The organism is Microterricola viridarii (genome assembly GCF_900104895.1).
In the GTDB taxonomy this organism is placed as follows: domain Bacteria; phylum Actinomycetota; class Actinomycetes; order Actinomycetales; family Microbacteriaceae; genus Microterricola; species Microterricola viridarii.
Genome location: NZ_LT629742.1, coordinates 2,246,232 through 2,272,002, shown reverse-complemented (window position 1 = coordinate 2,272,002; position 25,771 = coordinate 2,246,232). Strand labels below are relative to the sequence as shown.

At 68.2% G+C, this 25,771-nt stretch carries 24 protein-coding genes; 14 read left to right on the top strand and 10 right to left on the bottom strand.

Annotated elements, in window-relative coordinates; all coding sequences use genetic code 11:
• Positions 1 to 182: 182 nt before the first annotated feature.
• Complete coding sequence (locus BLT62_RS10445; RefSeq protein WP_083363998.1) at positions 183 to 2,663, bottom strand: DNA gyrase/topoisomerase IV subunit A; 2,481 nt, start codon at positions 2,661 to 2,663, stop codon at positions 183 to 185.
• Between the two features lie 169 nt (positions 2,664 to 2,832).
• Between BLT62_RS10445 and BLT62_RS10440 the strand changes: the two genes are divergently transcribed.
• Positions 2,833 to 3,903: an alkaline phosphatase family protein gene (locus BLT62_RS10440; RefSeq protein WP_231919099.1), complete on the top strand. Its 1,071-nt coding sequence runs from the start codon at positions 2,833 to 2,835 to the stop codon at positions 3,901 to 3,903.
• 55 nt (positions 3,904 to 3,958) lie between these two features.
• Here the strand turns inward: BLT62_RS10440 and BLT62_RS10435 are convergent, their stop codons facing one another.
• Complete coding sequence (locus BLT62_RS10435; RefSeq protein ID WP_083363997.1) at positions 3,959 to 4,546, bottom strand: DUF3043 domain-containing protein; 588 nt, start codon at positions 4,544 to 4,546, stop codon at positions 3,959 to 3,961.
• Positions 4,547 to 4,584: 38 nt separating this feature from the next.
• Here BLT62_RS10435 and BLT62_RS10430 point away from each other — a divergent pair, with 38 nt between their 5' ends.
• The 5 genes from BLT62_RS10430 to BLT62_RS10410 all read left to right on the top strand — a co-directional run bounded on the left by BLT62_RS10430 (position 4,585) and on the right by BLT62_RS10410 (position 9,726).
• Positions 4,585 to 6,015 carry a dipeptidase gene (locus BLT62_RS10430; RefSeq protein WP_083363996.1) on the top strand — a complete coding sequence of 477 codons (1,431 nt, stop codon included), beginning with the start codon at positions 4,585 to 4,587 and terminating at the stop codon, positions 6,013 to 6,015.
• A 96-nt stretch (positions 6,016 to 6,111) separates the two neighbouring features.
• Positions 6,112 to 6,465 carry an iron-sulfur cluster insertion protein ErpA gene (gene erpA, locus BLT62_RS10425; protein WP_083363995.1) on the top strand — a complete coding sequence of 118 codons (354 nt, stop codon included), beginning with the start codon at positions 6,112 to 6,114 and terminating at the stop codon, positions 6,463 to 6,465.
• A gap of 226 nt (positions 6,466 to 6,691) precedes the next feature.
• Positions 6,692 to 7,579 carry an aa3-type cytochrome oxidase subunit II gene (gene ctaC / locus BLT62_RS10420; protein ID WP_083363994.1) on the top strand — a complete coding sequence of 296 codons (888 nt, stop codon included), beginning with the start codon at positions 6,692 to 6,694 and terminating at the stop codon, positions 7,577 to 7,579.
• Positions 7,580 to 7,582: 3 nt separating this feature from the next.
• Positions 7,583 to 9,310, top strand: a complete 1,728-nt coding sequence (ctaD, locus tag BLT62_RS10415; protein WP_083363993.1) for an aa3-type cytochrome oxidase subunit I — start codon at positions 7,583 to 7,585, stop codon at positions 9,308 to 9,310.
• Positions 9,310 to 9,726 (top strand): cytochrome c oxidase subunit 4, encoded by a 417-nt coding sequence (locus tag BLT62_RS10410; protein ID WP_083363992.1) that lies wholly within the window; start codon positions 9,310 to 9,312, stop codon positions 9,724 to 9,726. Before ctaD ends, BLT62_RS10410 begins: the two co-directional genes overlap by 1 nt.
• A 304-nt stretch (positions 9,727 to 10,030) precedes the next feature.
• Here the strand turns inward: BLT62_RS10410 and BLT62_RS10405 are convergent, their stop codons facing one another.
• The 5 genes from BLT62_RS10405 to ctaE form a co-directional block, all read right to left on the bottom strand.
• Positions 10,031 to 10,882, bottom strand: coding sequence for a putative RNA methyltransferase (locus BLT62_RS10405; protein ID WP_083363991.1), 852 nt, complete (start codon positions 10,880 to 10,882; stop codon positions 10,031 to 10,033).
• 99 nt (positions 10,883 to 10,981) lie between these two features.
• The gene (gene qcrB / locus BLT62_RS10400) at positions 10,982 to 12,613 is read right to left on the bottom strand and encodes a cytochrome bc1 complex cytochrome b subunit (protein WP_083363990.1); all 1,632 of its coding nucleotides are present in this window, start codon (positions 12,611 to 12,613) and stop codon (positions 10,982 to 10,984) included.
• Positions 12,610 to 13,689, bottom strand: a complete 1,080-nt coding sequence (qcrA, locus tag BLT62_RS10395; protein WP_083363989.1) for a cytochrome bc1 complex Rieske iron-sulfur subunit — start codon at positions 13,687 to 13,689, stop codon at positions 12,610 to 12,612. Before qcrA ends, qcrB begins: the two co-directional genes overlap by 4 nt.
• Before the next feature lie 38 nt (positions 13,690 to 13,727).
• Positions 13,728 to 14,540, bottom strand: a complete 813-nt coding sequence (qcrC, locus tag BLT62_RS10390) for a cytochrome bc1 complex diheme cytochrome c subunit (RefSeq protein ID WP_083363988.1) — start codon at positions 14,538 to 14,540, stop codon at positions 13,728 to 13,730.
• A 24-nt stretch (positions 14,541 to 14,564) separates the two neighbouring features.
• Entirely contained in the window at positions 14,565 to 15,239 is a 675-nt protein-coding gene (gene ctaE, locus BLT62_RS10385) for an aa3-type cytochrome oxidase subunit III (RefSeq protein WP_083363987.1), read from the bottom strand.
• Between the two features lie 123 nt (positions 15,240 to 15,362).
• On the opposite strand from ctaE, the gene trpD reads away from it, so the two are divergent.
• Positions 15,363 to 16,415: an anthranilate phosphoribosyltransferase gene (trpD, locus tag BLT62_RS10380; RefSeq protein ID WP_083363986.1), complete on the top strand. Its 1,053-nt coding sequence runs from the start codon at positions 15,363 to 15,365 to the stop codon at positions 16,413 to 16,415.
• Positions 16,416 to 16,446: 31 nt separating this feature from the next.
• Here the strand turns inward: trpD and glpK are convergent, their stop codons facing one another.
• Positions 16,447 to 17,961, bottom strand: a complete 1,515-nt coding sequence (glpK, locus tag BLT62_RS10375) for a glycerol kinase GlpK (RefSeq protein ID WP_083363985.1) — start codon at positions 17,959 to 17,961, stop codon at positions 16,447 to 16,449.
• An 84-nt stretch (positions 17,962 to 18,045) separates the two neighbouring features.
• Complete coding sequence (locus BLT62_RS10370) at positions 18,046 to 18,771, bottom strand: MIP/aquaporin family protein (protein ID WP_231919434.1); 726 nt, start codon at positions 18,769 to 18,771, stop codon at positions 18,046 to 18,048.
• A 265-nt stretch (positions 18,772 to 19,036) separates the two neighbouring features.
• On the opposite strand from BLT62_RS10370, the gene dhaK reads away from it, so the two are divergent.
• From dhaK to BLT62_RS10335, 7 genes are all read left to right on the top strand, one after another.
• Positions 19,037 to 20,038 (top strand): dihydroxyacetone kinase subunit DhaK, encoded by a 1,002-nt coding sequence (gene dhaK, locus BLT62_RS10365; protein WP_083363983.1) that lies wholly within the window; start codon positions 19,037 to 19,039, stop codon positions 20,036 to 20,038.
• Positions 20,038 to 20,685, top strand: a complete 648-nt coding sequence (gene dhaL / locus BLT62_RS10360; protein WP_083363982.1) for a dihydroxyacetone kinase subunit DhaL — start codon at positions 20,038 to 20,040, stop codon at positions 20,683 to 20,685. Before dhaK ends, dhaL begins: the two co-directional genes overlap by 1 nt.
• Positions 20,682 to 21,374 carry a dihydroxyacetone kinase phosphoryl donor subunit DhaM gene (gene dhaM / locus BLT62_RS10355; RefSeq protein ID WP_231919097.1) on the top strand — a complete coding sequence of 231 codons (693 nt, stop codon included), beginning with the start codon at positions 20,682 to 20,684 and terminating at the stop codon, positions 21,372 to 21,374. The genes dhaL and dhaM overlap by 4 nt, the downstream gene beginning before the upstream one ends.
• Positions 21,375 to 21,416: 42 nt before the next feature.
• Positions 21,417 to 21,746: a hypothetical protein gene (locus tag BLT62_RS10350; protein ID WP_083363981.1), complete on the top strand. Its 330-nt coding sequence runs from the start codon at positions 21,417 to 21,419 to the stop codon at positions 21,744 to 21,746.
• Between the two features lie 33 nt (positions 21,747 to 21,779).
• A complete protein-coding gene (locus BLT62_RS10345) occupies positions 21,780 to 22,076 on the top strand; it encodes a DUF6412 domain-containing protein (RefSeq protein ID WP_083363980.1) in 297 nt (98 codons plus the stop codon).
• A gap of 86 nt (positions 22,077 to 22,162) precedes the next feature.
• The gene (locus BLT62_RS10340) at positions 22,163 to 22,918 is read left to right on the top strand and encodes a YidC/Oxa1 family membrane protein insertase (RefSeq protein ID WP_083363979.1); all 756 of its coding nucleotides are present in this window, start codon (positions 22,163 to 22,165) and stop codon (positions 22,916 to 22,918) included.
• Between the two features lie 33 nt (positions 22,919 to 22,951).
• The gene (locus BLT62_RS10335; RefSeq protein ID WP_083363978.1) at positions 22,952 to 23,380 is read left to right on the top strand and encodes a MarR family winged helix-turn-helix transcriptional regulator; all 429 of its coding nucleotides are present in this window, start codon (positions 22,952 to 22,954) and stop codon (positions 23,378 to 23,380) included.
• On the opposite strand, the gene BLT62_RS10330 is transcribed toward BLT62_RS10335, so the two are convergent.
• A complete protein-coding gene (locus BLT62_RS10330) occupies positions 23,377 to 25,755 on the bottom strand; it encodes an ATP-binding cassette domain-containing protein (protein ID WP_083363977.1) in 2,379 nt (792 codons plus the stop codon). The two genes, BLT62_RS10335 and BLT62_RS10330, sit on opposite strands and share 4 nt — an antisense overlap.
• Positions 25,756 to 25,771: the final 16 nt, after the last annotated feature.

Sequence of the window (25,771 nt, the reverse complement as noted above, 5' to 3'; positions counted from 1 at the left end):
TGTGGAGAACACAGCATGCCGCTGACCTGGGCCCGTTCGCCCTGCGCCACTTCGTCGTCCTCCGGGCCACATGAGCGGGCGCGGAGGGCGACGAAGTGGCGCAGGGTGCGCCCCGGCGGCAGCGGCAGCCGCGGCACCGCGGAGCTGCGGCACCGCGGAGCCGCGGACGGGGCGCCGGGCGCCTAGCCGATCTGCTGGCCGACGGAGCCGATCACGGAGTCCACCGCCACGCCGGAGGCGTCGCGCTTGGAGCCGCCGTCCGGGAGCGGCCGCGCGGCTCCGTCCGGCCCGACCGCCAGGGCGGGCGGCGTGCCCACCCAGCCGAGCGTGAGCTGGTCCTCGCCCTTGAGGAAGCGCTGTGCGCGCACTCCGCCGGTGGCGCGCCCCTTCGCCGGGAACTCCGAGAAGTCGCTGACCTTCGCGCTGCCGGGGTCGATGCCGAGCAGGGTCTCGCTGCCGGCGGCGACGGTGACGACGATGGCCTCGGCCGCGGCATCCGCGTCGACGCTGGTGAAGGCGATGACGTGCGCTCCCGCGCCCAGGTTGATGCCGGCCATGCCGCCGGCCGGGCAGCCTTGCGGGCGCACGGAGGAGGCGGCGAAGCGCAATAGCTGCGCGTCGGAGGTGATGAAGACGAGTTCGTCGTCCTCACCGCCCTGCACGGCGCCGACGACCTCGTCCTTGGGCTTCAGCCCGATGACCTCGAAGTCCGGCTTGTTCGGGTAGGCGCCGACGGCGACCCGCTTGACGATGCCCTGCTTGGTGCCGAGCGCGATCGAGCGGTCGGACTCCAGCAAGACGAGCGCCAGCACCTTCTCCGCCTTGTTCGGCAGAGAGAGGTAGTCGGCGATCTTCACGCCGGCCGCCAGCTGCACCGAGGTCGGGGGCAGCATCGGCAGGTCGACGGGTGTGAAGCGGATGACGCGGCCGAGGCTCGTGACGGCGCCGATCTCGGCGCGGCTCGTCGTGTCGATGGAGCTGCGGATCGCGTCGTGCTTGCTGCGCCGGGCGGGGGGAGTGAGGCTCGCCTGGCCCTCCTCGCCGACGGGCAGGTCGACGCGCGCGATCCGGCCGGTGGTGCTGAGGAACACCCGGCAGGGCACGTCGGCGACCTCGAGGATCGCGGCTGCGCGCTTGGCAGCCGCGCCGGCGATGCTCGGCCGGGCGTCGGTGAGCAGGGTGCGCCGGGGGGTGCCGAAGCGCTCCGCGACCTCGGCCAGTTCATGCGAGACGAGCGCCTTGATGGCGGCCTTGCTGCCGAGCAGGGCGACGAGCTCGTCGATCTCGGCGCGGAGCTTGTCGGCCTCGGCCTCCAGCTCGATCCGGGAGAACTTGGTGAGCCGGCGCAGTTGCAGCTCGAGGATGTAGTCGGTCTGGATCAGGCTGAGCTCGAACACGTCCATCAGGCGGGTGCGGGCCTGCGCGGTGTCGTCGCTGCCCCGGATGACCTGGATGACCTCGTCGATGTCGAGGATCGCCACGAGCAGGCCCTCGACCAGGTGCAGCCGCTCGCGGCGGCGGGCGAGGCGGTACTCGGAGCGGCGCGTGACGACCTTGATGCGGTGGTCCACGTAGACCAGCAGGAGCTCGCGCAGGCCGAGCGTCTGCGGGCCGCCGTCGACGAGGGCGACGGCGTTGATGTTGAAGGAGTCCTCGAGCGGGGTCAGCCGGTAGAGCTGCTCCAGCACGGCATCCGGGCTGAAGCCGGTCTTGATGCCGATGACCAGCCGCAGGCCGTTGGTGCGGTCGGTGAGGTCGGTGACATCGGAGATGCCGCTGATCTTCTTGGAGTTGACGCCGTCCTTGATCTTCTCGATGACCTTCTCCGGGCCGACGAGGTAGGGCAGCTCGGTCACGACGAGCCCGGTCTTGCGGGCGGTGATCGCCTCCACGCTCACCCGGGCGCGGGTCTTGAAGCTGCCGCGGCCGGTCGCGTAGGCGTCCTTGATGCCGGCCAGGCCGACGATGGTGCCGCCGGTGGGCAGGTCGGGGCCCGGCACGAACTCCATCAGCTCGTCGAGCGTGGCATTCGGGTGGGCGAGCAGGTGCCGGGCGGCGCCGATGACCTCGATCAGGTTGTGCGGGGCCATGTTCGTGGCCATGCCGACGGCGATGCCGCTCGCGCCGTTGACGAGCAGGTTCGGGTAGGCGGCCGGCAGCACGTCCGGCTGCATGAACTGGTTGTCGTAGTTGGGGACGAAGTCGACGACGTCCTCGTCCAGGCCCTCCGTCATGGCCAGCGCGGGGGCGGCCAGGCGGGCCTCGGTGTAGCGCGGCGCGGCTGGCCCGTCATCCAGCGAGCCGAAGTTGCCGTGCCCGTCCACCAGCGGCACGCGCAGGGTGAACGCCTGCGCCATGCGCACCAGGGCGTCGTAGATGGCGGTGTCGCCGTGCGGGTGCAGCTTGCCCATCACCTCGCCGACGACGCGGGCCGACTTGACGTGGCCCTTGTCCGGGCGCAGGCCCATCTCGGCCATCTGGTACAGGATGCGGCGCTGCACGGGCTTCAGGCCGTCGCGGGCGTCGGGCAGGGCGCGCGAGTAGATCACCGAGTAGGCGTACTCGAGGAAGGAGCCCTGCATCTCGGTGGCGACGTCGACGTCCTCGATGCGCTCGGTGAAGTCGGAACCAGTGCCTGTGGTGTTCGAACTGTTGCGGGTCATCCGTTGTTTCTCGTCGTGCCGGGCGGCGGGCCGCACCTGAATTCGGGGCAATGCGCCGCCTGAGCGTGTCGGGTGTGCTTATGCCAGACTGGGCGCGATGCCCATGCTACCCGCCCGCATTTCTCGCGGCCCCCGCCTTGCCGATGTTCTCCGAAGTTGCCTGCAGAGTGTGCGCGCCGAGCCGAATGTGCTGAGCCTGCCGGCGAGCAGCCACGCCATCGTGCTGCTCGTGGACGGCCTCGGCGCCTCCGCGCTCCGCAGCCGCTCCGGCCACGCCCGGTTCCTCGCCTCCCGGATGGCCAAGAGCGACGTCATCGAGGGCGTGTTCCCGGCGACCACGGCGTCCGCCATCGCGACGCTGACCACCGCGAGCGCGCCGGGGGAGCATGGCATGGTCGGCTACAGCGTGCTCGATGCCGAGAACGACAGGCTGGTCAACCAGCTGAAGGGCTGGGACGCCCAGATGCGCCCGGAGAGCTGGCAGCTGCGCCGCACCGTGTTCGAGCAGGCGCAGGATGCCGGGGTGCCGGCGTTCGCGATCGGCACCGCCCGGTACGCCGACTCCGGGCTCACCCACGCCGTGCTGCGCGGGGCGAGCTATGTCAGCGCCGACACGCTGGAGGAGCGCTTCGCCGCGGCCCAGCGCGTCATCGACAGCACAGAGCGCGCCATCGTCTACCTCTACGTGGCCGAGCTGGACATGGCGGCGCACGCCAAGGGCTGGGAGTCGGACAAGTGGCTGGGGGAGTTGGAGAAGCTCGACTCGGCGCTGGCCCGCTTCGCCGGCGGCCTCCGCAAGGGCGTCGGCGTGCTGCTGACGGCCGACCACGGCATTGTGGACGTGCCCCTCGACAAGCACGTGCTCTACGACACCGTGCCGGAGCTCATCGCGGGCGTGCGGCACGTCGGCGGCGAGCCGCGCTGCCTGCAGCTGTACCTGGAGCCGGGCCTGCCGGCATCCGCGGCCGACGAGCTCGCCGAGAGCTGGCGCCGCGTCGAGGGCGACCGCGTCTGGGTCTCCACCCGCGCGGAGGCCATCGCCGACGGCCTGTTCGGCGACGTCGACCCGCGTGCCGAGCCGCGCATCGGCGATGTGCTGGTGGCCGCCCGCAAGCTCGTCGCCTACTACGACTCGCGCGACATCACCCGCTCCGGCCGCAGCATGATCGGCCAGCACGGCTCGCTGAGTGACGAGGAGATGCGCATCCCCTTGGTGCGGCTGGGCGCGTTCTCCCGCTAGAGCACGAAAAGGAGGCGGTCGCGCAGAGCGACCGCCTCCTTCTCGTACAGATTCCCTACTCGGGGAACTGGAAGCGCTTGACCTGCGCCTTCGGCAGTCGCATCGCGCGCAGCTGCAGGGCGCGCATGGCCGCGTACCAGCGCACCTTCTCGACCTTGTCCTTGCCGAACTTGGCCGCGAGCTTGCGGGTGAGCGTGAAGCCCAGGATGACGCTGTCGACGACGGCGACGATGAAGAACGCCCAGAGCGCGAGGATGCCGTAGGTCTGCACCTCGGGGCTGGGGATGAAGGTGAGGATGATCACGAGGAACATGACCGGGATCATGAACTCGCCGATGCTGAAACGGGCGTCGACGTAGTCGCGCACGTAGCGCTTCTGCACGCCGCGGTCGCGCATCGGGAGGTACTTCTCCTCGCCGTTGGCCATGCCGATGCGGGCGCGCTCTCGCGCCTCGGCCTGCTTGGCACGGGCGGCCTTGGCCGCCTCCTTGCGGTCGCCGACCACGAGGGGGCGCTGGTTGGCCGCCTCCTGCTGCTTGCGGGTGGGGGTTGGCGCGCCCTTGCCAACGGTGGGAGCGGCTTCCTCGGCGGGAACGTCGCTTGTTACAGGGTCGCTGCCGTTGCCGGCCTGGTTCTTTGCCACATCAAGTCCTTGAAGTCAGTTCCCTTAAGATTAGCGGCATGAGCGAGACCACGCAGACGCCCCCCAACACTCACAGCCAGGCACAGATTGAGGAGGCGGTGCGCGAGAGCGTCGAACTCGACCTTCCCCGCACCATCGCCGAGCTCTCCAGCCTCGTCCGGATCCCCTCCGTGGCCTGGTCGGCCTTCGACCCCGCCCAGGTGCAGGCCAGTGCCGAGGCCGTCGCGGCGCTCGTGCGCGAGCTCGGCGTCTTCGAGACCGTCGAGATCAAGCGGTCGGCCATCGCCGACGGCGAGGACGCCGGCCAGCTCGGCCAGCCCGCCGTGCTCGCCACCCGCGCCGCCCGGAACGGCCGCCCCACCGTGCTGCTCTACGCGCACCACGACGTGCAGCCCCCCGGCGACGACGCCGACTGGGACTCCGAGCCCTACCAGCCCGTCGTCCGCGGCGACCGGCTCTACGGCCGCGGCGCCGCCGACGACAAGGCCGGCGTGATGGCGCACGTCGCCTCCGTCCGCGCCCTGGTCGAGGCCGTCGGGGAGGACTTCGACCTCGGCATCGCCCTGTTCATCGAGGGGGAGGAGGAGTTCGGCTCCCGCTCCTTCGCCAACTTCCTCATCGACAACCGCGACGCCCTGCAGGCCGACGCCATCGTCGTCGCCGACTCGAGCAACTGGGACGTGAACACGCCCGCCCTCACCGTCGCCCTCCGCGGCAACGTCACGTTCAAGCTCACGGTGCGCACCCTCGAGCACGCCTCCCACTCCGGCATGTTCGGCGGCGCGGTGCCGGATGCCATGCTCGCCACGATCCGGCTGCTGGCCACCATGCACGACGCCGACGGCTCCGTCGCGGTCGAGGGCCTGAGCAGCCACGACACCGAGACGCCGGCCTACTCGGAGGAGCACCTGCGCGCCGAGACCGGCCTGCTGCCGGGCGTCTCGCCGATCGGCCGGGGCAGCATCCTCAGCCGGATCTGGGCGCAGCCGACGGTGACGGTCACCGGCATCGACGCACCGAGCGTCGCCAACGCCTCCAACACGCTCGCCCCGGCGATCAGCGTCCGGATCAGCTCCCGTGTGGCGCCGGGCCAGCCGGCAGCCGAGGCCTTCGCCGCCCTCGAGGCGCACCTGCGCGCGCACGCGCCGTGGGGGGCCGAGCTCACCATCAGCGAGGTGGACATGGGGGAGGCCTTCCTCGTTGACACCAGCGGCTGGGCCGTCCGCGAGGCCAAGCAGGCCATGGCGGACGCCTGGGGCGTCGACCCCGTCGACACCGGCATCGGCGGGTCCATCCCGTTCATCTCCGACCTCGTGCGCGAGTTCCCGCAGGCCGAGATCCTGGTCACCGGCGTCGAGGACCCCGACTCGCGGGCGCACAGCCCGAACGAGTCCCTCCACCTCGGCGTCTTCAAGCGGGCCGTGCTCAGCGAGGCGCTGCTCCTGGCCCGTCTGAACGCCCGGGAATGAGCACAGCCCGTTCCGGGTTGACGCAGGTAGAATCTCAGTAGATTTCACGACCAACAGGTCTCAGATGCCCATTGGGTCTCAGAAACAGGGAGCAGCATGACCGACACAAGCACACCGACAGCCGAGCACAAGGTCGGCCTCTCCGAGGCGGCGGCCGCCAAGGTGAAGAGCCTGCTCAGCCAGGAGGGTCGCGACGACCTGCGCCTGCGCGTTGCCGTGCAGCCCGGCGGCTGCTCCGGCCTGATCTACCAGCTCTACTTCGACGAGCGGATGCTCGACGGCGACGCGGTCGTCGACTACGACGGCGTCGAGGTCATCGTCGACAAGATGAGCGTGCCCTACCTGGACGGGGCCGCCATCGACTTCGAGGACACCATCCAGAAGCAGGGTTTCACCATCGACAACCCCAACGCCGGCGACAGCTGCGCCTGCGGCGACTCGTTCCACTAGTCGGCACGGGCCGCGCCTCGACGCGCGTCCTAACGCATCTTCCTTGGGAGGGCATCCACGCGGATGCCCTCCCAAGGCGTTTTAAGCGGGATCTACCCCGGATTCTTGTGAAAAGACCGGGCCATCGCCGTGTAAATGCACAATGTCGGCCCCAGACCGGAGTAGGGTAGAAACGGTCAATGGCACTTCCCTGTGAAGTGTCTTCGAGTCTCCCGAAAGGTCACCGGTGCGCAACAATCGCCGACTCCGATGGGCTGCAATTCCAATCGCAGCGACGTTAGCCGTAGTTCTTGCCGGGTGTACCCAGGCACAGCTCAATGGCTTCCTCCCCGGATTCGTGGAGGGTGAAAACCCTGTCACGTCGAACACCTCAATGGTGTCTGGTCTCTGGACCACATCCTGGATCGTCCTGCTCATTGTGGGCCTCATCACATGGGGGCTCATCATCTGGGCCGTCATCGTCTACCGCCGCCGGAAGGGCCAGACTGGCCTTCCCGTTCAGCTGCGCTACAACATGCCGATCGAAATCTTCTACACGATCGTGCCCCTGATTCTCGTGCTCGGCTTCTTCGCCTTCACCGCACGTGACCAGGCCGCCATCGAGACGCCGTACGCGGATCCCGATGTCAAGGTCCAGGTCATGGCCAAGCAGTGGGCGTGGGACTTCAACTACACCGACGAGGACGTCTACTCGCCCGGCATCCAGGCACAGCCCGCCGACGGCGGCGAGCCCGGCGCCATCGACGAGGCCGGACTCCCGACGCTCGTGCTGCCCGTCGACAAGGAGATCGAGATCCGTCTCGACAGCCGCGACGTCATCCACTCGTTCTGGGTCATCGACTTCTTGTACAAGAAGGACATGTTCCCCGGCAAGTCGAACTACATGTACGTGACCCCCACCAAGGAGGGCACCTACAAGGGCAAGTGTGCCGAGCTCTGCGGCGAGTACCACTCGCTCATGCTATTCAACGTCGAGGTCGTTTCCCAGGCCGAGTACGACGACTACATCCAGTCGCTCCGCGACGCCGGTCAGGAAGGCCAGCTTGGCTTCGAATTCGATCGCAACCAGAACCTGCCGGGTACCGGGGCGCCCGAGCTCAAGGAGGAACACTAGGCCATGAGCACCACCACAGCACCCGCTCCGACCGCGGCGCCGCTCGGCGCCTCGAAGGTCGAGCACAAGGGCAACATCATGGTCAAGTGGATCACCTCCACTGACCACAAGGTCATCGGGTACATGTACCTGATCACCTCGTTCATCTACTTCTGCATCGGCGGCGTGATGGCCCTCATCATCCGCGCGCAGTTGTTCGCTCCGGGCCTCGAGATCGTGGCCACCAAGGAGCAGTACAACCAGCTGTTCACCATGCACGGCACGATCATGCTGCTCATGTTCGCGACGCCGCTGTTCGCCGGTTTCGCCAACGTGCTCATGCCGCTGCAGATCGGCGCACCCGACGTCGCGTTCCCGCGACTGAACGCGTTCGCCTACTGGCTGTTCAGCTTCGGTAGCCTGATGGCCGTCGCCGGCTTCCTCACCCCGCAGGGTGCGGCATCCTTCGGCTGGTTCGCCTACCAGCCGCTGGCGTCCACGACGTTCTCGCCGGGTCTCGGCGGCAACCTCTGGATGCTCGGCCTCGGACTCAGCGGTTTCGGAACCATCCTCGGTGCGGTGAACTTCATCACCACGATCATCACGATGCGCGCGCCGGGCATGACCATGTTCCGCATGCCGATCTTCACCTGGAACACGCTGGTCACCTCGATCCTCGTCCTGATGGCGTTCCCGGTTCTCGCCGCCGCCATGCTGGCCGCAGCGGGCGACCGCGTCTTCGAGATGCACATCTACGACCCGGCCAACGGCGGCGTCATCCTCTGGCAGCACCTGTTCTGGTTCTTCGGCCACCCCGAGGTGTACATCATCGCGCTGCCGTTCTTCGGCATCGTCTCCGAGGTCTTCCCGGTGTTCAGCCGCAAGCCGATCTTCGGATACAAGACGCTGGTGTACGCGACGATCGCGATCGCCGCCCTCTCCGTCACCGTGTGGGCCCACCACATGTACGTCACCGGCTCCGTGCTTCTGCCCTTCTTCTCGCTGATGACAATGCTCATCGCCGTGCCGACGGGTGTGAAGATCTTCAACTGGATCGGTACCATGTGGCGAGGGTCGTTGACGTTCGAGACCCCCATGCTCTGGGCTATCGGCTTCCTCGTGACCTTCACCTTCGGTGGCCTCACCGGTGTCATCCTGGCCTCGCCGCCGCTGGACTTCCACGTCTCCGACACCTACTTCGTCGTCGCCCACTTCCACTACGTCGTCTTCGGCACCGTCGTGTTCGCCATGTTCAGTGGCTTCTACTTCTGGTGGCCCAAGTGGACCGGAAAGATGCTCAACGAGCGTCTCGGCAAGTGGCACTTCTGGCTGCTGTTCCTCGGCTTCCACACGACCTTCCTCGTGCAGCACTGGCTCGGCGTCGTGGGCATGCCCCGTCGCTACGCCAGCTACCTGCCGAGCGATGGCTTCACCTGGATGAACGAGCTCTCCACCATTGGCTCGATGGTGCTGGCCGCGTCGATGATCCCGTTCTTCCTGAACGTGTACGTCACCGCGCGCAACGCTCCGAAGGTCACCGTCAACGACCCCTGGGGTTACGGCGGATCGCTGGAGTGGGCCACCTCGTGCCCGCCGCCGCGCCACAACTTCACGTCGATCCCGCGGATCCGCTCCGAGCGCCCCGCCTTCGACCTGAACCACCCCGAGGCAGCCCTCCCGATTGGCATCGGCCCGGCTAAGGACGCACCCGATGCGCCCACCTTCGACGCCGCTTCGGAGAGGATCAAGTAATGCGCGTCAATTCCGTAATGCTCTGGATCTTGACGGTCTTCTTCGCACTCGTCGCCGTGCTCTACGGCGTCTGGACGGCCATCGACTACGGCCACCTCGAGTGGGTCGGCACCATCGCGATCGCCCTCTGTGGTGTTCTCACCGGCTTCGTCGCCTTCTACCTTGACCGCGTCTACGCGGCCCAGGGCGGCGAGCTGCCCGAGGACCGCCTCGACTCGAACATCGACGATGGAGACGCCGAGCTCGGCTTCTTCAGCCCGTGGAGCTGGTGGCCGATCATGGTCGCCGCCTCGCTGACGCTGTTCATGCTCGGCCTGGCCGCCGGATTCTGGATGTCGTTCATCGCCGTCGGAATCCTGGTCATCAGCCTCGTCGGCTGGGTCTACGAGTACTACCGCGGACTCTTCGCCCGCTAGGCCACACGCACCACAGGGAAGGCCCCATCGTGACGAATCACGATGGGGCCTTCGCTCTGTTAACGGGCCGGCTGCCGCCATCGACGAGCGGCTGCCGATCAGCGGAGCTTCTCCATGCAGCACAGGTCGCAGAACGTGGCAACGGCGCCACCCACCACAGCGCGGCGGCAGGCGTCGACGGGCCGCCGCGTTCGCGACCAGGCGCGTAGCTCAGCCAGCAGTGCTGCGCTCCGTGACGCGGGGCGCGGAACGGCGGGGGAGCCGGCAGGCGCCCACTCGGGTGCCCCGGCGCAGGGGGAGTGGCCTAGCGGGGAACGAAGCTCAGCACGTCGACGCTCACGGTGACCGTCATGTCGGCCGCGTCTGCGCCGGCATCCGCCTCGGCGCCGGAGTGATGAGCCGACGGTCCCATGCCGACAAGCCGCGCCGCGTCGGCCGGAGAGACCACGATGTCGTACTCAACGGCGGCCCGGCCGACAGCGGTGAAGAGCGGAGCGGCCTCGGCCTGTAGCCGCTCGGCCTTCTCGGCCGGGATGTCGAGGGCCTGGCCCGCCTCTCGGAGTTGCCTGATGTGCCGGGCGGTGGGAACGACGACGACCAGCCGACCGCTCGGGGCCAACGCCCGGTGGAACTCGGGCAGGTTGCGCGGGGCGAAGACGGTGAACAACAGATCTGCGCTCGCATCGCGCAGCGGGAGCGGGCGCCAGATGTCGGCAACGAGTCCGTCGACGGCGCCGTCCGACCCCTCGAGCAGCGCGCGCCCACCGCGCACCGCGCGTGCGACGGCATGCGGCGAGATGTCCATGGCCAGCGCGGAAGAAGTCGTACCGGGTGTGAGAAGGCCGTCCAGGTAGTAGCCGGTGCCACAGCCGGCGTCCACGATGCGCCGTGGCGCTGCGCCTGCCCCCGCCGCCGCGACGAGCGCCGCACGCACCGGGCCGAAATGCCCGGCGCCCAGGAAGGACGCTCGGGCGTCCAGCATGGCGGGGGAGTCGCCGATCATCCGGCTGCCGCCGGGAACGAGGTTCACGAAGCCGCGCTTGTTCACGTCGAAGCTGTGGCCGGCCGGGCAGGCCAGGGCGAGCGGCTCACGGGCCTGGAGCGGCTCGGCACACTGTGGGCAGCGCAGCCACTCGGCGAGCGTGTGCAGAGTCATGACGGGTCCTTCCGGGGCGCGGCATCGGCGTGGGGAAATGAGAGAGGGGCGTTGGGGACGTTTTCACGTCTCCAACGCCCCTCTCACGGTGACGCCTACTTAGTGGTGGTCTCCGTGCGACTGCTCGATCTCCGTCTTGGTGACGGGAGCGATGCGGTCTTCGAAGAACCAGCGCGAGAGCGAGGCCCGCAGGCGCTGGCCCACGGTGATCTTGCCCTTGGCGTTCGGGCGGATCATCAGCGGCTTGTAGTCCTTGTAGTCGACCAGGCGCCAGCGCTCGTACTCGTCGAGGGGCTCGTGCACCTCGATGAACTCGCCGCCGGGCAGTTTGACGATGCGACCGGACTCGAAGCCGTGCAGCACGATCTCGCGGTCCTTCTTCTGCAGCGCGATGCAGATGCGCTTCGTGATGAAGTACGCAACGATCGGGCCGAGGATCAGCATCGCCTGGAGGGCGTGGATCACGCCTTCCATCGTCAGCTTGAAGTGCGTCGCGATGAGGTCGGAGCTGGCTGCTGCCCACATTGCCGCGTAGAACGTGACACCGGCTGCACCGATGGCGGTGCGGGTCGGGGCGTTGCGCGGGCGGTCGAGCACGTGGTGCTCGCGCTTGTCTCCGGTGATCCAGGCCTCGATGAACGGGTAGATCAGGACCAGCACGATGAAGACACCGATGATGATCAGCGGGGCGAGGATGTTGAACGACCAGGTGCGGTCGAACAGCACGAACTCCCAGCCCGGCGGAACGAGGCGCAGGGCCCCATCGGCAAATCCGATGTACCAGTCGGGCTGCGTACCGGCCGACACCGGGGAGGGGTCGTACGGGCCGTAGTTCCAGACCGGGTTGATCGTGAACAGCGAGGCGATCAGCGCGATGATGCCGAAGACGATGAAGAAGAATCCACCGGCCTTCGCGGCGTAGACCGGCATGACCGGGTAGCCGACGACGGTCTGCTCGTTCTTGCCCGCACCGGGGTACTGCGTGTGCTTGTGCACGACGACGAACACCAGGTGCAGCGCGATGAAGAGGACGACGATCGCGGGCAGCAACAGGATGTGCAGGGTGTAGAGGCGGCCGACGATCTGGTCGCCGGGGAACTCTCCACCGAACAGCAGGAACGAGATCCAGGTTCCGACGAGCGGGATGCCCTTGATGATTCCGTCGATGATGCGGAGGCCGTTGCCCGAGAGCAGGTCATCCGGAAGCGAGTAGCCGGTGAAGCCCTCTGCCATGGCCAGGATGAACAGCACGAAGCCGATGACCCAGTTGAGCTCGCGCGGCTTGCGGAACGCACCCGTGAAGAAGATGCGCAGCATGTGCAGCCCGATGGCTGCCACGAACAGCAGCGCAGCCCAGTGGTGGATCTGACGCATCAGGAGGCCACCGCGGATGTCGAAGGAGATGTCCAGCGTCGAGGACATCGCCACGGACATCGGGACACCCTTGAGCGGCACGTAGGAGCCGTCGTAGTGCACCTCGACCATGGAGGCCTGGAAGAAGAACGTCAGGAACGATCCGGAGAGCAGGATGACGACGAACGCGAAGAGCGCGACCTCACCGAGCAGGAACGACCAGTGGTCGGGGAAGATCTTGCGACCGAACTCCTTGACGGCACCGGAGACGCTGGTGCGCTCGTCAATGTAGTTGGCTGCGGCGGCCGTGAAACCACCGGGCTTCTTCGCCGCCGACTCCGTGGAGTTCGGGGCGCTCGTGGTAGTTGCGGTGCTCAATGACGCTCCCAGAAGCTCGGGCCGACGGGTTCAGTGAAGTCGCTCTGCGCGATGAGGTAGCCCTCGTCGTCCACAGCAATCGGCAGCTGCGGCAGCGCGCGTGCGGCCGGTCCGAAGATGACCTCACAGTGGTTGGCTACGTCGAACTGCGACTGGTGGCAGGGGCAGAGCAGGTGGTGCGTCTGCTGCTCGTACAGTGCGACGGGGCAGCCGACGTGGGTACAAATCTTGGAGTAGGCGACGATTCCGTCGTACGACCAGTCCTTGCGCTCCGGCAGCTCGTGCAGGTCTTCCGGCTTGAGGCGCATCAGCAGGACGACGGCCTTGGCCTTCTCCTCCAGGTAGCCATCGCCGTGGCCGAGGTCCGTGAGGCCCTCGGGGATGACGTGGAAGGCACTTCCGAGGGTGACGTCGGATGCCTTGATCGGGGCGCCGCTCGGGTCCAGAGCCAGGCGAGTTCCCTTGGCCCACATGGTGTGCGAAAGCAGCTCGACCGGGTTCTGGTCCTGCGGTGCGAGACCGCGGAACAGCACGACGGCGGGGAGCGGGAAGGCGACGAGGGCGCCGATCAGCGTGTTGCGGATCAGGGTGCGCCGGCCGAAGCCGGACTCCTCGTTGGCCTCCTGGAAGATCTCGACGGCGCGAGCCCGAGTCTCCTCGGTTCCCCGGGTGGGGTGGCGCACGTCAATGCCCTCGTGGGCGTACATGAGGGCCTTGCCCCAGTGCACGGCACCGATGCCGAGCGCCAGGAGCCCGAGGGTGATGCCGAGTCCGATGAACATGTTGTTCAGTCGAACGTCTCCGACGTTGTGCGACTCCATCGGGAACAGCATGTAGGCGGCGACCGCCCAGATGCTGCCGACGATCGACAAGTAGAAGAGGGTGTAGACGGTGCGCTCTGCGCGCTTCTCTGCCTTCGGATCGATGTCCGTGACGCGCTCGTGGTGCGGCGGCAGTCCCGGGTCGGTCAGGGCGTCGCGCGCGATAACGGCGAGGCCTGCGGATTCCTCCGCATGGGCGAGGCCCGACGAATCGGCAGCGGTGATGTCCTTACCGCCGTTATCGTCCTGTGCCATGGTTCTCCTTTTCACGCTGTTTCATTGCTGTGCGTAGATCAGTTGGACTTTGCCGTGATCCACACGGTCAGGGCGACAATCGTGCCGAGACCAAAGATCCAGATAAACAAACCCTCTGCGACGGGGCCGAGCGAACCGAGTTCGAAACCACCGGGCGAGCGGTTGTCCTGCATGTACTTGAGGTACGTGATGATGTCGCGCTTGTCTTCAGGGCTGATGTTCATGTCGTTGAAGACGGGCATGTTCTGCGGGCCGGTAACCATGGCCTCGTAGATGTGCGTTCCGCTCACTCCGGAGAGGGCCGGGGCGTACTTGCCCTCGGTGAGCGCTCCACCGGCGCCGGCCACGTTGTGGCACATGGCGCAGTTGATGCGGAACAGCTCGGCACCGTTGGCCGCGTTGCCGCCGCCGTCGACGAGCTCGGGGGAGGGGATCGAGGGCCCGGGGGCCAGCGAAGCGACGTAGCCTGCGAGGGCCTTGATCTGCTCGTCGGTGAACTGAACCGGCTTGACCTCGGCCTGCGGGCCGTGCATCTGCATCGGCATGCGTCCGGTGCCGACCTGGAAGTCGACAGCGGCGGCGCCGACGCCGATCAGGCTGGGGCCGTCACCGGTGCCCTGGGCCTCAAGCCCGTGGCAGGTGGCGCAGTTCGCGGTGAAGAGCTTCTTGCCCTCATCGATGGTCTGCTGCGAGGTGATGTCGGTGTCAGCCGACGCGGTGCTCGCGCTGAAGGCGGTGTAGGCACCGCCGGTGAATACCAAGCCGATCGCCAGCAGCGCGACGGTGGCCAGCGGGTGCCGGCGCCCCGTCTTGCGCGCTGCGCGAACCTTGGGCTTTGTGCTCTCGGTCATGAGAAGTAATCCGCTCCTGTATTCCTATTTGAGAACGTAGATGACCAGGAAGAGCCCGATCCAGACGACGTCAACGAAGTGCCAGTAGTAAGAGACCACGATGGCGCTGGTGGCCTCGCGGTGACCGAAATTGCGTTTCTGAACCGAGAAGATGCGGCCGATCACAAACAGGAAGGCGAACAGGCCGGCGGTCACGTGGATGCCGTGGAAGCCCGTTGTCAGGTAGAAGGCAGATCCGTACGCGTTGGAGGAGAGCGAGATGCCCTCGGAGACCAACGTCGCGTACTCGAAGATCTGGCCCGCGACGAAGATCGCGCCCATCGCGTAGGTGAGGAAGAACCACTCGGCGGCGCCCCACTGCGTGGGCTTCCATCCTGTGGATCTCGCTTGCATCCGCTCTGCTGCGAACACGCCGAACTGGCACGTGAAGGAAGACGCGACCAGGATCAGCGTGTTCCCCAGTGCGAATGGGAAGTTCAGACGGTTAGTCTCGAACTCCCACAGCTCAGGGCTCGTAGAGCGCAAGGTGAAGTAAATGGCAAAGAGGCCGGCGAAGAACATGACTTCGCTGCCCAGCCAGACGATGGTACCCACCGCCACGGTATTGGGCCGGTTAATGGCAGGGGCGCTTGCCGGCTGAGTAATTGAAGTGCTCGTCACTCCTCCATTATGGCCGAAATACTCGCAGGGTTTTCCCATTCAACGCGGTCTGTCACCTATTTCTTTGGTTAGGGCAGCCTTAGTTTCAACCCCAGAACGCTGAGAATACGCGGTGAGTAGCCGTGTATTCGCAGTGAATCATTGTGCTCTTAGGATTGGCACATGCTTGAGATTCAGTCGTGGCCATCCGTCCTCACGTCATTGTTGAACGGCGAAGACCTGAGTATTGCCGACGCGGCGTGGTGCATGGACCAGGTCATGACGGGCGAGTCGACCCCGGCCCAGCTCGCCGCGTTCCTGGTCGCGCTCCGCGCGAAGGGCGAGACCGTCAACGAGATCGTGGGCTTCCGCGATGCGATCCTCGACCACGCGGTGCCGCTCGCGGTCGACTCCATGGCGCTCGACATCGTCGGGACGGGCGGCGATCGCTTCGGCACGGTGAACGTGTCGACGATGTCGGCGATCGTCTGCGCGGCCAGCGGTGTGCCCGTGATCAAGCACGGCAACCGCGCCGCGAGCTCGGCATCCGGCTCCTCTGACGTGCTCGCAGCCCTCGGCATCGACCTGACGCTCTCCGCCGATCGGGTCGCGGACATCCTGCTCGAGGCCGGCATCACCTTCGCCTATGCGGCGGCGTTCCACCCTGGGTTCCGGCACGCCGGCGCCGTGCGCGCCGAACTCGGCATCCCGACGGTCTTCAACTACCTGGGCCCGCTCTGCAACCCGGCCAGGCCGGAGGCCTCCGCCGTCGGCGTTGCGCAGTTGGACAGGGTGCCGCTGTTCGTCGGCGTGTTCCAGACCCGGGGGGCCACGGCGCTCGTCTTCCGCGGGGACGACGGTCTTGACGAGCTGACCACGACGGGCCACAGCCACGTCTGGGAGGTCTCGCGCGGCCTGGTCACCGAGCACGACATCGACCCGCGTGACCTCGGCATCAAGCGCGCCAAGATGAGCGACCTCCTCGGCGGTGACGCGGAGCACAATGCGGCGGTCGTGCACCGCGTCCTGCAGGGGGAGCGCGGCCCGGTGCGAGACATCGTGCTGCTGAATGCGGCGGCCGGCCTCGTCTCCTTCGACCTGGCGAACGACCCGGCACAGAGCCAGGTGAACATCCTCGAGCGGTTCAGCTCGAAGATGGCCCTCGCGGCCGAGGTCATCGACTCGGGTGCGGGTGCCGCCAAGCTCACGCAGTGGGTCGAGGCGTCCAAGGAGTAGACGCCCCGACCCGGGTGGGAGGTGCTGCGCGCTAGATCACGTCGTCGTCGACCCAGTCCAGGGTCTTCGTGACGGCCTTCTTCCAGTTGCGCAGCAGTCTGTCCGACTCCGCCTTGTCCATCTGCGGCGTCCAGCGGCTGTCCTCCTGCCAGTTGGCCCGCAGCTCGTCCAGGCCGCTCCAGAAGCCGACCGCGAGACCGGCGGCGTACGCGGCGCCGAGCGCCGTCGTCTCGGCGACGACGGGGCGCACCACCGGCACGCCGAGGATGTCGGCCTGGAACTGCATCAGCGTGTTGTTGGCGATCATGCCGCCGTCCACCTTCAGCTCGGTCAGGTCGACGCCGGAGTCGGCGTTGACCGCGTCCAGCACCTCGCGGGTCTGGAAGGCGGTGGCCTCCAGTGCGGCACGCGCGATGTGGCCCTTGTTCACGTAGCGCGTCAGGCCGACGAGGGCGCCACGGGCGTCCGCCCGCCAGTACGGGGCGAACAGGCCGGAGAACGCGGGCACGAAGTAGGCCCCGCCGTTGTCCTCGACCGTGTTCGCCAACGCCTCGACCTCGGCCGCCGAACTGAACAGGCCCAGGTTGTCGCGCAGCCACTGGATCAGCGAGCCGGTGACGGCGATGGAGCCCTCCAGTGCGTAGTGCGGCTTGGCGTCGCCGAGCTTGTAGCCGAGCGTCGTGAGCAGCCCGTTCTTGGAGTGCACGATCTCCTCGCCCGTGTTGAAGATGAGGAAGTTGCCGGTGCCGTACGTGTTCTTGGACTCGCCGGTGTCGAAGGCGGCCTGGCCGAACGTCGCCGCCTGCTGGTCGCCGAGGATGCCGGCGATCGGCGTCTCACGCAGCAGCGAGTTGTCGCTGGCGACGCCGTACACCTCGGACGAGGAGCGGATCTCGGGCAGCATCGAGCGGGGGACGTCGAAGGCGGCGAGGATGCCGTCGTCCCACTGCAGCGTCTCCAGGTCCATGAAGAGGGTGCGGCTGGCGTTGGTGACGTCGGTGGCGTGCACGCCGCCGTCGACCCCTCCGGTCAGGTTCCACAGCACCCAGCAGTCGGTGGTGCCGAACATGAGCTCGCCGGCATCCGCCGCCTCGCGGGCCCCGGGCACGTTCTCCAGGATCCAGACGATCTTGGTGCCGGAGAAGTACGTGGCCAGCGGCAGGCCGACCTGCTGCTTGAAGCGCTCGACCCCGCCGTCGGCGGCGAGCCGGTCGACGATGGGCTGCGTGCGGGTGTCCTGCCAGACAATGGCGTTGTAGACGGGGCGGCCGGTGTTCTTGTTCCACACCACAGCCGTCTCGCGCTGGTTGGTGATGCCGATCGCGGCGATGTCGTGCCGGGTGAGGTTCGCCTTGGCGAGGGCCTGGCCGATCACCTCGCGAACGTTGTCCCAGATCTGGGTGGCGTTGTGCTCCACCCAGCCGGCCTGCGGGAAGATCTGCTCGTGCTCGAGCTGCCCGGTCGAGACGATCGAGCCGGCCTTGTCGAAGATGATGGCACGCGAGCTGGTGGTGCCTTGGTCGATGGCGAGAACGTAGTCGGCCATGGGGTTGCTCCTTCGGGAGAGGGGTGTGACGGATGACGAGAAAAAGAGAGGGCCGACTCGGCGATGCCGAGTCGGCCCTGGTGGTTAGGTGAGAACCGGCAGGAGGACCAGCGCGGCCCAGCCGGCGAGCATGCCGCCGATGATCGGGCCGACGATTGGCACCCAGGAGTAGCTCCAGTCGGAGCTGCCCTTTCCCTTGATCGGCAGGAGGAAGTGCGCGATGCGCGGTCCGAGGTCACGGGCCGGGTTGATGGCGTAACCGGTCGGGCCACCGAGGGAGGCACCGATACCGATAACCAGCAGGGCAACGGGCAGGGCACCGAGGGCGGCCAGGCCGCCGCCGTCGCCGTTGCGGCCGAAGCCGATCACGACGAACACCAGCACGAAGGTGCCGATGATCTCGGTGACGAGGTTCCAGCCGTAGGAGCGGATCGCCGGGCCGGTGGAGAAGACGCCGAGCTTGTTGGCCGGCTCCGGCTCCTCGTCGAAGTGCTGCTTGTACGCCAGCCAGACGATGGCGGCGCCGAGGATGGCGCCGATCAGCTGGGCTCCGATATAGGCCAGCACCGAGACCGCGGAGACCGCGACGGTGGTGCCGAGCGCGGCGTTGCCGAACTCTGTGGCGCCGTTGGCGACGAGGCCGAGGGTGACGGCCGGGTTGATGTGTGCGCCAGAGGCGTAGGAGACGATGACACCGGCGAAGACCGCGAGGCCCCAGCCGATGTTCACCATCAGGAAGCCGCCGCCGAGACCCTTGTTCTTGGCCAGTGCGACGTTAGCCACGACGCCACAGCCGAGCAGTACAAGCATGGCTGTGCCGACGAGCTCCGACAGGAAGAGAACTCCGAGATTGTCCACGTTGACCTTTCTTGTTCGTCGCTGCGCGGCCAAGTAAGGGCGTTGCAACGCTCCAGTGCCTACAACATAGCGGCGCGCGGCCCCGTTGGGAATGACCAGTCTGAAACGCCGGTCTGGGCTACCGCACAACGGGATTTGCCCGTAGTTTGGGCAGAGTAGCCGAGTGATTCGTCTTCGCCACGTCGATGTGCGGAGGCCTCCGACGGAAGGAAAGCTTGTGAAGAAGCTCATCAACGATCCGAAGAACGTCGTCGTCGAGGCGGTGAGCGGCTTCGCGCAGGCGCACAGCGACATCGTGCGCGCCGAGCTCGACCCCGTGTTCGTCGCGCGCGCAGACGCCCCGCGGTCAGGGAAGGTCGGCATCGTCAGCGGCGGTGGCAGCGGCCACGAGCCCCTGCACGCGGGCTTTGTCGGCTTCGGCATGCTGGATGCCGCCGTGCCCGGCCCCGTCTTCACCTCGCCAACGCCCGATCCGATCGTCGCCGCGACCAAGGCCGTCGACGGGGGAGCAGGGGTGCTGCACATCGTGAAGAACTACACCGGCGACGTGCTCAACTTCGAGACGGCCGCCGACCTGGCCGGCGCGGAGGGGATCGAGGTCGTCTCTGTCATCGTCGACGACGACGTCGCCGTCAAGGACTCGCTCTACACCGCCGGCCGGCGCGGCGTCGCCGGCACCGTCTTGGTCGAGAAGATCGCGGGAGCCGCAGCCGAGCGCGGCGACAACCTGGCCGCCGTCGCGGCGGTCGCCGCCACGGTCAACTCGCGGGTGCGCACGATGGGGGTCGCGCTGACCCCGTGCGTCGTCCCGCACGCGGGGGAGCCGAGCTTCACCCTCGCCGACGACGAGATCGAGATCGGCATCGGCATCCACGGCGAGCCTGGCCGCGAACGGATCAAGCTGGAGCCGGCCGACGCCATCGTCGACCGCCTGCTCGGGGCAATCCTGGAGGACATGCCATTCGCCGCAGGCGAGGAGGCGCTCCTGCTCGTCAACGGCATGGGCGGCACGCCGCAGGTCGAGCTCTACATCGTCTACCGCCGCGCGGCCGAGCTGCTCGCGGAGCGCGGCGTGCGCGTGACCCGTTCGCTGGTCGGCAACTTCACGACCTCGCTCGAGATGCAGGGCGCGTCGATCTCCGTGCTGAAGCTCGACGCCGAGCTGACCACGCTCTGGGACGCACCCGTGCAGACCGCGGCGCTGCGCTGGGGGCGTTGATGAGCGGCACCGTCGACGCTGCGTGGGCCAGGAACTGGATCACGACGGCCGCAGAGGTTCTCGCCGAGCACCGCGTCGAGCTGATCAACCTGGACAGGGAGATCGGCGACGGCGACCACGGCGAGAACATGGACAGGGGCTTCCAAGCCGTGCTGGAGCGGATGGGCGAGCTGCCGGCTGACGCCACCCCCGGCGACGTGATGAAGATCGTCGCCACGACGCTGATCTCCACGGTCGGCGGTGCGGCGGGCCCGCTGTACGGAACCGCGTTCCTCAAGGCCGCCCTGTCCGCCGGCGCGGCACCCGAGCTCGACTCGTCGGCGCTGTTGGCCGCGCTGACGGCCGCCAGGGACGGGATCGTGTTGCGCGGCAAGGCGGAGCTCGGCGACAAGACCATGATCGACGCGTGGACCCCCGCCGTCGACGCCGCGGCGGCGGCCGTCGCGGCCGGTTCTGACGCGAGCGAGCTGCTGGCCGCCGCTGCGGGTGCAGCGGAGGCTGGCGCCGTCGCCACCGAGCCGCTCGTGGCCCGCAAGGGGCGAGCCAGCTACCTGGGCGAGCGCGCCGTCGGGCACCGTGACCCGGGGGCCCAGTCCAGCGCGCTGCTGCTGCGCGCGGCCGCCACCGCGGCCGGAGCATCCTCGTGAGCGAGCAGTCCGCTGCCCGCGTCGGAATCGTCTACGTGTCGCACAGCGAGAAGATCGCGGACGGCCTGCTCGAGTTGGCCAGGCAGATGGCGCAGAACGCCCCGCTGGCCGGCGCGGGGGGCACGGACGACGGGCGCATCGGAACCAGTTTTGAGAAGGTCTCTGCCGGCATCGCCACGGTGAACCAGGGCGTCGGCGTCGTCGTGCTCTGCGACCTCGGATCGGCGATCCTCACCGCCGAGACCGCGCTGGACTTCCTCGACGACGACGTGCGCGAGAAAGTGCGGATCGTGGATGCGCCGCTGGTCGAGGGCGGCGTCGCCGCGGCGGTCGCCAGCGAGGTCGGCGGGTCGCTGCTCTCCGTCGTCGAGGCGGCGGAGTCCGCGGGCGGCTCCAGCCCCGTGGCCGCCGCGGCGCCGGTGGAGGAGCCCGGCGGCTACAGCCGCACGGTCACGCTGATCAACAAGGACGGCCTGCACGCGCGGCCCGCCGCGGACTTCGTCAAGCTGGCGAACACGTTCCCCACCAAGGTCACGGTGAACGGCACCGATGCGCGCAGCCTCCTCGGCATCATGGCCATGGGCCTGGTCAAGGGCGCCACCGTCGTGCTGGCCAGCGATGACCCGGCCGGCACCGAGGCCGTCGACGCCCTCGCGGGGCTGATCGAGACCGGTTTCGGGGAGGCATAGCGGGGCTGTTGCCCCGCGCCGTGCCGGGCGTAGTATATCGCCATGAGCCGGGACAACGTCACGCAGTCAGAAGAGAACGCCTTCGTGCGCTTCTTTGAGAAAGTGAACAGGCAAGTCGAGAAAGCCATCGGCTCGCCGCCGATCTCGGAGTCCGGGGGCGAGGAAGAAGTGCCGGTCGCCCTGCGCACGTGTCCGCTCTGCGGGCATCAGATGCGTGAGCACGTCATCGACGAGTCCACCTCGAACGTGCTCGTGCGCTGCCCGATCCCGGAGGAGGAGCGGCGGCCGAGCCCGGCCCGCCACGACCCGCTGGGGGAGCTGGGTATGCCGGCATCCGCCGAACGGCTGGAGAAACTGGCCAAACGGGACTGAGCGCCGCACGCTCCTGCGGTTAGACTCAGGGGCATGAAGGCGCTGCAGGAACGACTGGCGGTCACACTGACCGTTGCCTTCGTCGCGTACGCGCTGATCCTGCAGACGCCGCCGGATGCCGCCCTGCTGACGAGCGCCGTGATGCTGGCCGCAGCCATCGCGCTCGGGGCCCGTTATCTCGCGGTCGCCATCACGGCGGGGGAGCTGCACGTCGGAGCACGCTCGCGCGCGCACCGCGAGGTGCTCTCCACCCTCATCGAGCCGCAACACCCCAACACGGCGGGTAGGCCCCGCACCCGGGCCCCGTCCCGGGCAGAGGCGACCGCATAACCAAAACCCCCGATTCGTGAGAGTCGCGGGCAGCGGGCGTGGTCGCACATGTGACCGCACATCCCTCTGCCTGATTGGACCTCCTCGTGGACCTCTATGCCTTCGCGCCCATCGCGGCGCTGCTCGAACTCGCCTCAACCGCCGTCAACGGCCTCGCCGCTCTCTTCGCCCCGATCCCCGGGGCTCCGGCCATGGCACTCGCCGTCGTCGCCCTGACCATCCTCGTGCGCGTCGCACTGATCCCCGTTGGCATGGCGCAGGCCCGCGCGGAGCTCACGAGACGCCGTCTCGCCCCCAAGCTCCAGGCATTGCAGCGTCGGCACACGGGCAGCCCGGAGAAGCTGCAGCGGGCCACCATGGAGCTGTACGCCGAGGAGAAGACCTCCCCGTTCGCCGGCATGCTGCCCGCGCTCGCGCAGGCGCCGGTGCTCTCCCTCGTCTACGGCCTGTTCATCCTGCCGACGATCAACGGCCACCCCAACGCCCTGCTCAGCGAGACGCTGTTCGGCGTGCCGCTCGGCACCTCCTTCCTCTCCCTGCTGAACAGCGGCTCGTTCTGGCCGGGCGCGGCCGTGTTCCTCGGGCTGCTCGCCGTGATCGCCGCGGTCGCCCTCACCTCTCGGCGCGTGATGCTGGCTCAGCAGGCGCAGTCGGGCGCGGAGATGCCGGCGGCCATGGCCAGGGTCAGCGGAGTGCTGAGCTGGATGCCGCTGATCACCGTCGTCTTCGCCGCGATCGTGCCGCTGGCCGCCGCGATCTACCTCACGGTCACGACGACGTGGACGCTCGGCGAACGGGCGGTCCTGCGCCGGCGGGCGGAGGCCAGGGAACAGCGCTCGTGATGATGCTCGCACATAGTGATGTAACATCACAATATGACTGATGCGGCTTCCTCCGGTGCACTCGATCGATTGCGACAGCTCACCGTGCTGCTCGGCCGCGACAACGACGAGAGCCTGGCCCGCCACGGCCTCTCCAGCTCGCGAGCGCCCGTGCTCTGGGTGATCTCCGCTGCGGGCCCGCGCACGCAGCGTGAGCTCGCGGAATCCCTGCGGGTGAGCGCGCGCAACGTCACCGGCCTGGTGGATGCGCTCGTGGCCGACGGCTTCGTCAGCCGCGAGCCGCATCCGCACGACCGGCGCGCCACCCTGGTCACGCTGACCCACACCGGCAAGGCCGTGGTCGCGGCGATCGCGCGGGAGCAGGAGCAGTTCACCGAGCGGCTCTTCGCGGGCTGGGCCCGTGACGAGCTCGAGACGTTCTCCGCCGGTCTCGACCGCGTGGTGCAGAGCCTGCGGGGCTAGCCGACGTAGCGCGCCAGGTGCTGCCCGGTCAGGGTCGACTGCGCGCCGACGAGGTCTTTCGGCGTGCCCTCGAACACGATGCGGCCGCCGTCGTGACCGGCTCCCGGCCCCAGGTCGATGATCCAGTCGGCGTGCGCCATGACGGCCTGGTGGTGTTCGACCACGATGACCGCCTTGCCGGAGTCCACGAGCCTGTCCAGCAGGCCGAGCAGCTGTTCGACGTCGGCGAGGTGCAGCCCGGCCGTCGGCTCGTCCAGCACGTAGACGCCGCCCTTCTCGGCCATCTGGGTGGCGAGCTTCAGCCGCTGGCGCTCCCCGCCGGAGAGCGTCGTGAGCGGCTGGCCCAGCGACAGGTAGCCGAGGCCGACATCCGCGAGCCGGGCCAGGATGGCGTGGGCGGCGGGGATGCGGGCCTCGCCGGCGCGGAAGAACTCCTCCGCCTCGGCCACCGACATCCCGAGCACCTCGCTGATGTCGCGCCCGCCGAGGGTGTACTCGAGCACGGACGCCTGGAACCGCTTGCCCTCGCACACCTCGCAGGTGGTGGCGACCCCGGCCATCATGCCGAGGTCGGTGTAGATGACGCCTGCGCCGTTGCAGTTCGGGCAGGCGCCCTCGGAGTTGGCGCTGAACAGCGCCGGCTTCACTCCGTTCGCCTTCGCGAATGCCTTCCGGATCGGCTCCAGCAGCCCGGTGTAGGTGGCCGGGTTGCTGCGCCGGGAGCCGCGGATGGCGCCCTGGTCGATGGAGACGACGTCCTGGCCGGCGCCGGCCTGCGCGCGCAGCGAGCCGTGCACGAGCGAGCTCTTGCCGGATCCCGCGACGCCGGTGACGACGACGAGCACGCCGAGCGGCACGTCGACGTCGACGTCCTGCAGGTTGTGCGCGGTGGCCCCGCGCACCTCGAGGGTGCCGGTGCGGGTGCGCACGGCATCCTTCAGCGATGCCCGGTCGCCGAGGTGCCGGCCGGTCAGGGTGCCGCTGGCCTGGAGCGCGTCCAGGCTGCCCTCGAAGCAGACCGTGCCGCCGGCGCTGCCCGCGCCGGGGCCGAGGTCGACGATGTGGTCGGCGATGGCGATCATCTCGGGCTTGTGCTCGACGACGAGCACCGTGTTGCCCTTGTCGCGCAGCCGCAGCAGCAGCTCGTTCATCCGCTGGATGTCGTGCGGGTGCAGGCCGATGGTCGGCTCATCGAACACGTAGGTGACGTCGGTGAGGGAGGACCCGAGGTGGCGGATCATCTTGGTGCGCTGCGCCTCACCGCCGGAGAGCGTTCCCGCGGGGCGGTCGAGGGAGAGGTAGCCGAGGCCGATGGTGACGAAGGAGTCCAGCGTCTCCTGCAGGGCGTCGAGCAGGGGCGCGACGGAGGGCTCGTCGAGGGTGCGGACCCAGTCGGCCAGGTCGCTGATCTGCATGGCGCACAACTCGGCGATGTTGCGCCCGGCGATGCGGGAGGAGCGCGCCCCCTCGTTGAGCCGGGTGCCGCCGCAGTCCGGGCAGGCGGTGAAGGTCACGGCCCGGTCGACGAAGGCGCGGATGTGCGGCTGCATGGCCTCGCGGTCCTTGCTGAGCAGGGACTTCTGCAGCTTGAGAACGAGCCCCTCATACGTGATGTTGATGCCGTTGATCTTCACCTTCACCGGCTCGCGGTAGAGGAAGTCGTGCCGTTCCGTCTCGCTGAAGTCGCGGATCGGCTTCTCCGGGTCGAGGAAGCCGGACTCCGTGAACATCCGCACCGACCATCCGTCGGCCGTGTAGCCGGGGACGGTGATCGCGCCGCCCGCGAGGGACTTGCCCTCGTCGAAGAGCTGGGTGAGGTCGATGTCGGTGACGCTGCCCATGCCCTCACAGCGCGGGCACATGCCGCCGGTGATGGTGAAGTCGCGGCGCTCCTTCGTCGCGGCGGTGCCGCGGTCGACGGTGATGGCGCCGGCGCCGGTGGCGGAGGCGACGTTGAAGGAGAAGGCCTGCGGCGAGCCGATGTGCGGCTGTCCGAGCCGGCTGAACAGGATCCGCAGCATGGCGTTGACGTCGGTGGCGGTGCCAACGGTGGAGCGCGAGTTGGCGCCCATCCGCTCCTGGTCGACGAGGATCGCGGTGGTCAGCCCCTCCAGCACGTCGACGTCGGGGCGGGCCAGCGCCGGCATGAAGCCCTGCACGAAGGCGCTGTACGTCTCGTTGATCATCCGCTGCGACTCGGCGGCGATGGTGCCGAACACGAGGGAACTCTTGCCCGAGCCGGAGACACCGGTGAACACGCTCAACCGGCGCTTCGGAATGTCGATGCTGACGTCTCTCAGGTTGTTCACGCGTGCACCCCGCACCCGGATCAGGTCGTGGCTGTCTGCCGGGTGGGCCGCGGATTCCGTGCTCATGCTGTCTCCCTCGTGG

Excerpts from the sequence above, each read along its gene's own strand:
- BLT62_RS10445 (WP_083363998.1), bottom strand. The coding sequence starts at position 2,663 with ATGACCCGCAACAGTTCGAACACCACAGGCACTGGTTCCGACTTCACC.
- BLT62_RS10430 (WP_083363996.1), top strand. The coding sequence starts at position 4,585 with ATGAGCGAGACCACGCAGACGCCCCCCAACACTCACAGCCAGGCACAG.
- erpA (WP_083363995.1), top strand. The coding sequence starts at position 6,112 with ATGACCGACACAAGCACACCGACAGCCGAGCACAAGGTCGGCCTCTCC.
- ctaD (WP_083363993.1), top strand. The coding sequence starts at position 7,583 with ATGAGCACCACCACAGCACCCGCTCCGACCGCGGCGCCGCTCGGCGCC.
- BLT62_RS10410 (WP_083363992.1), top strand. The coding sequence starts at position 9,310 with ATGCGCGTCAATTCCGTAATGCTCTGGATCTTGACGGTCTTCTTCGCA.
- BLT62_RS10405 (WP_083363991.1), bottom strand. The coding sequence starts at position 10,882 with ATGACTCTGCACACGCTCGCCGAGTGGCTGCGCTGCCCACAGTGTGCC.
- qcrA (WP_083363989.1), bottom strand. The coding sequence starts at position 13,689 with ATGGCACAGGACGATAACGGCGGTAAGGACATCACCGCTGCCGATTCG.
- qcrC (WP_083363988.1), bottom strand. The coding sequence starts at position 14,540 with ATGACCGAGAGCACAAAGCCCAAGGTTCGCGCAGCGCGCAAGACGGGG.
- ctaE (WP_083363987.1), bottom strand. The coding sequence starts at position 15,239 with ATGGGAAAACCCTGCGAGTATTTCGGCCATAATGGAGGAGTGACGAGC.
- trpD (WP_083363986.1), top strand. The coding sequence starts at position 15,363 with ATGCTTGAGATTCAGTCGTGGCCATCCGTCCTCACGTCATTGTTGAAC.
- glpK (WP_083363985.1), bottom strand. The coding sequence starts at position 17,961 with ATGGCCGACTACGTTCTCGCCATCGACCAAGGCACCACCAGCTCGCGT.
- BLT62_RS10370 (WP_231919434.1), bottom strand. The coding sequence starts at position 18,771 with ATGCTTGTACTGCTCGGCTGTGGCGTCGTGGCTAACGTCGCACTGGCC.
- dhaL (WP_083363982.1), top strand. The coding sequence starts at position 20,038 with ATGAGCGGCACCGTCGACGCTGCGTGGGCCAGGAACTGGATCACGACG.
- BLT62_RS10350 (WP_083363981.1), top strand. The coding sequence starts at position 21,417 with ATGAGCCGGGACAACGTCACGCAGTCAGAAGAGAACGCCTTCGTGCGC.
- BLT62_RS10345 (WP_083363980.1), top strand. The coding sequence starts at position 21,780 with ATGAAGGCGCTGCAGGAACGACTGGCGGTCACACTGACCGTTGCCTTC.
- BLT62_RS10335 (WP_083363978.1), top strand. The coding sequence starts at position 22,952 with ATGACTGATGCGGCTTCCTCCGGTGCACTCGATCGATTGCGACAGCTC.
- BLT62_RS10330 (WP_083363977.1), bottom strand. The coding sequence starts at position 25,755 with ATGAGCACGGAATCCGCGGCCCACCCGGCAGACAGCCACGACCTGATC.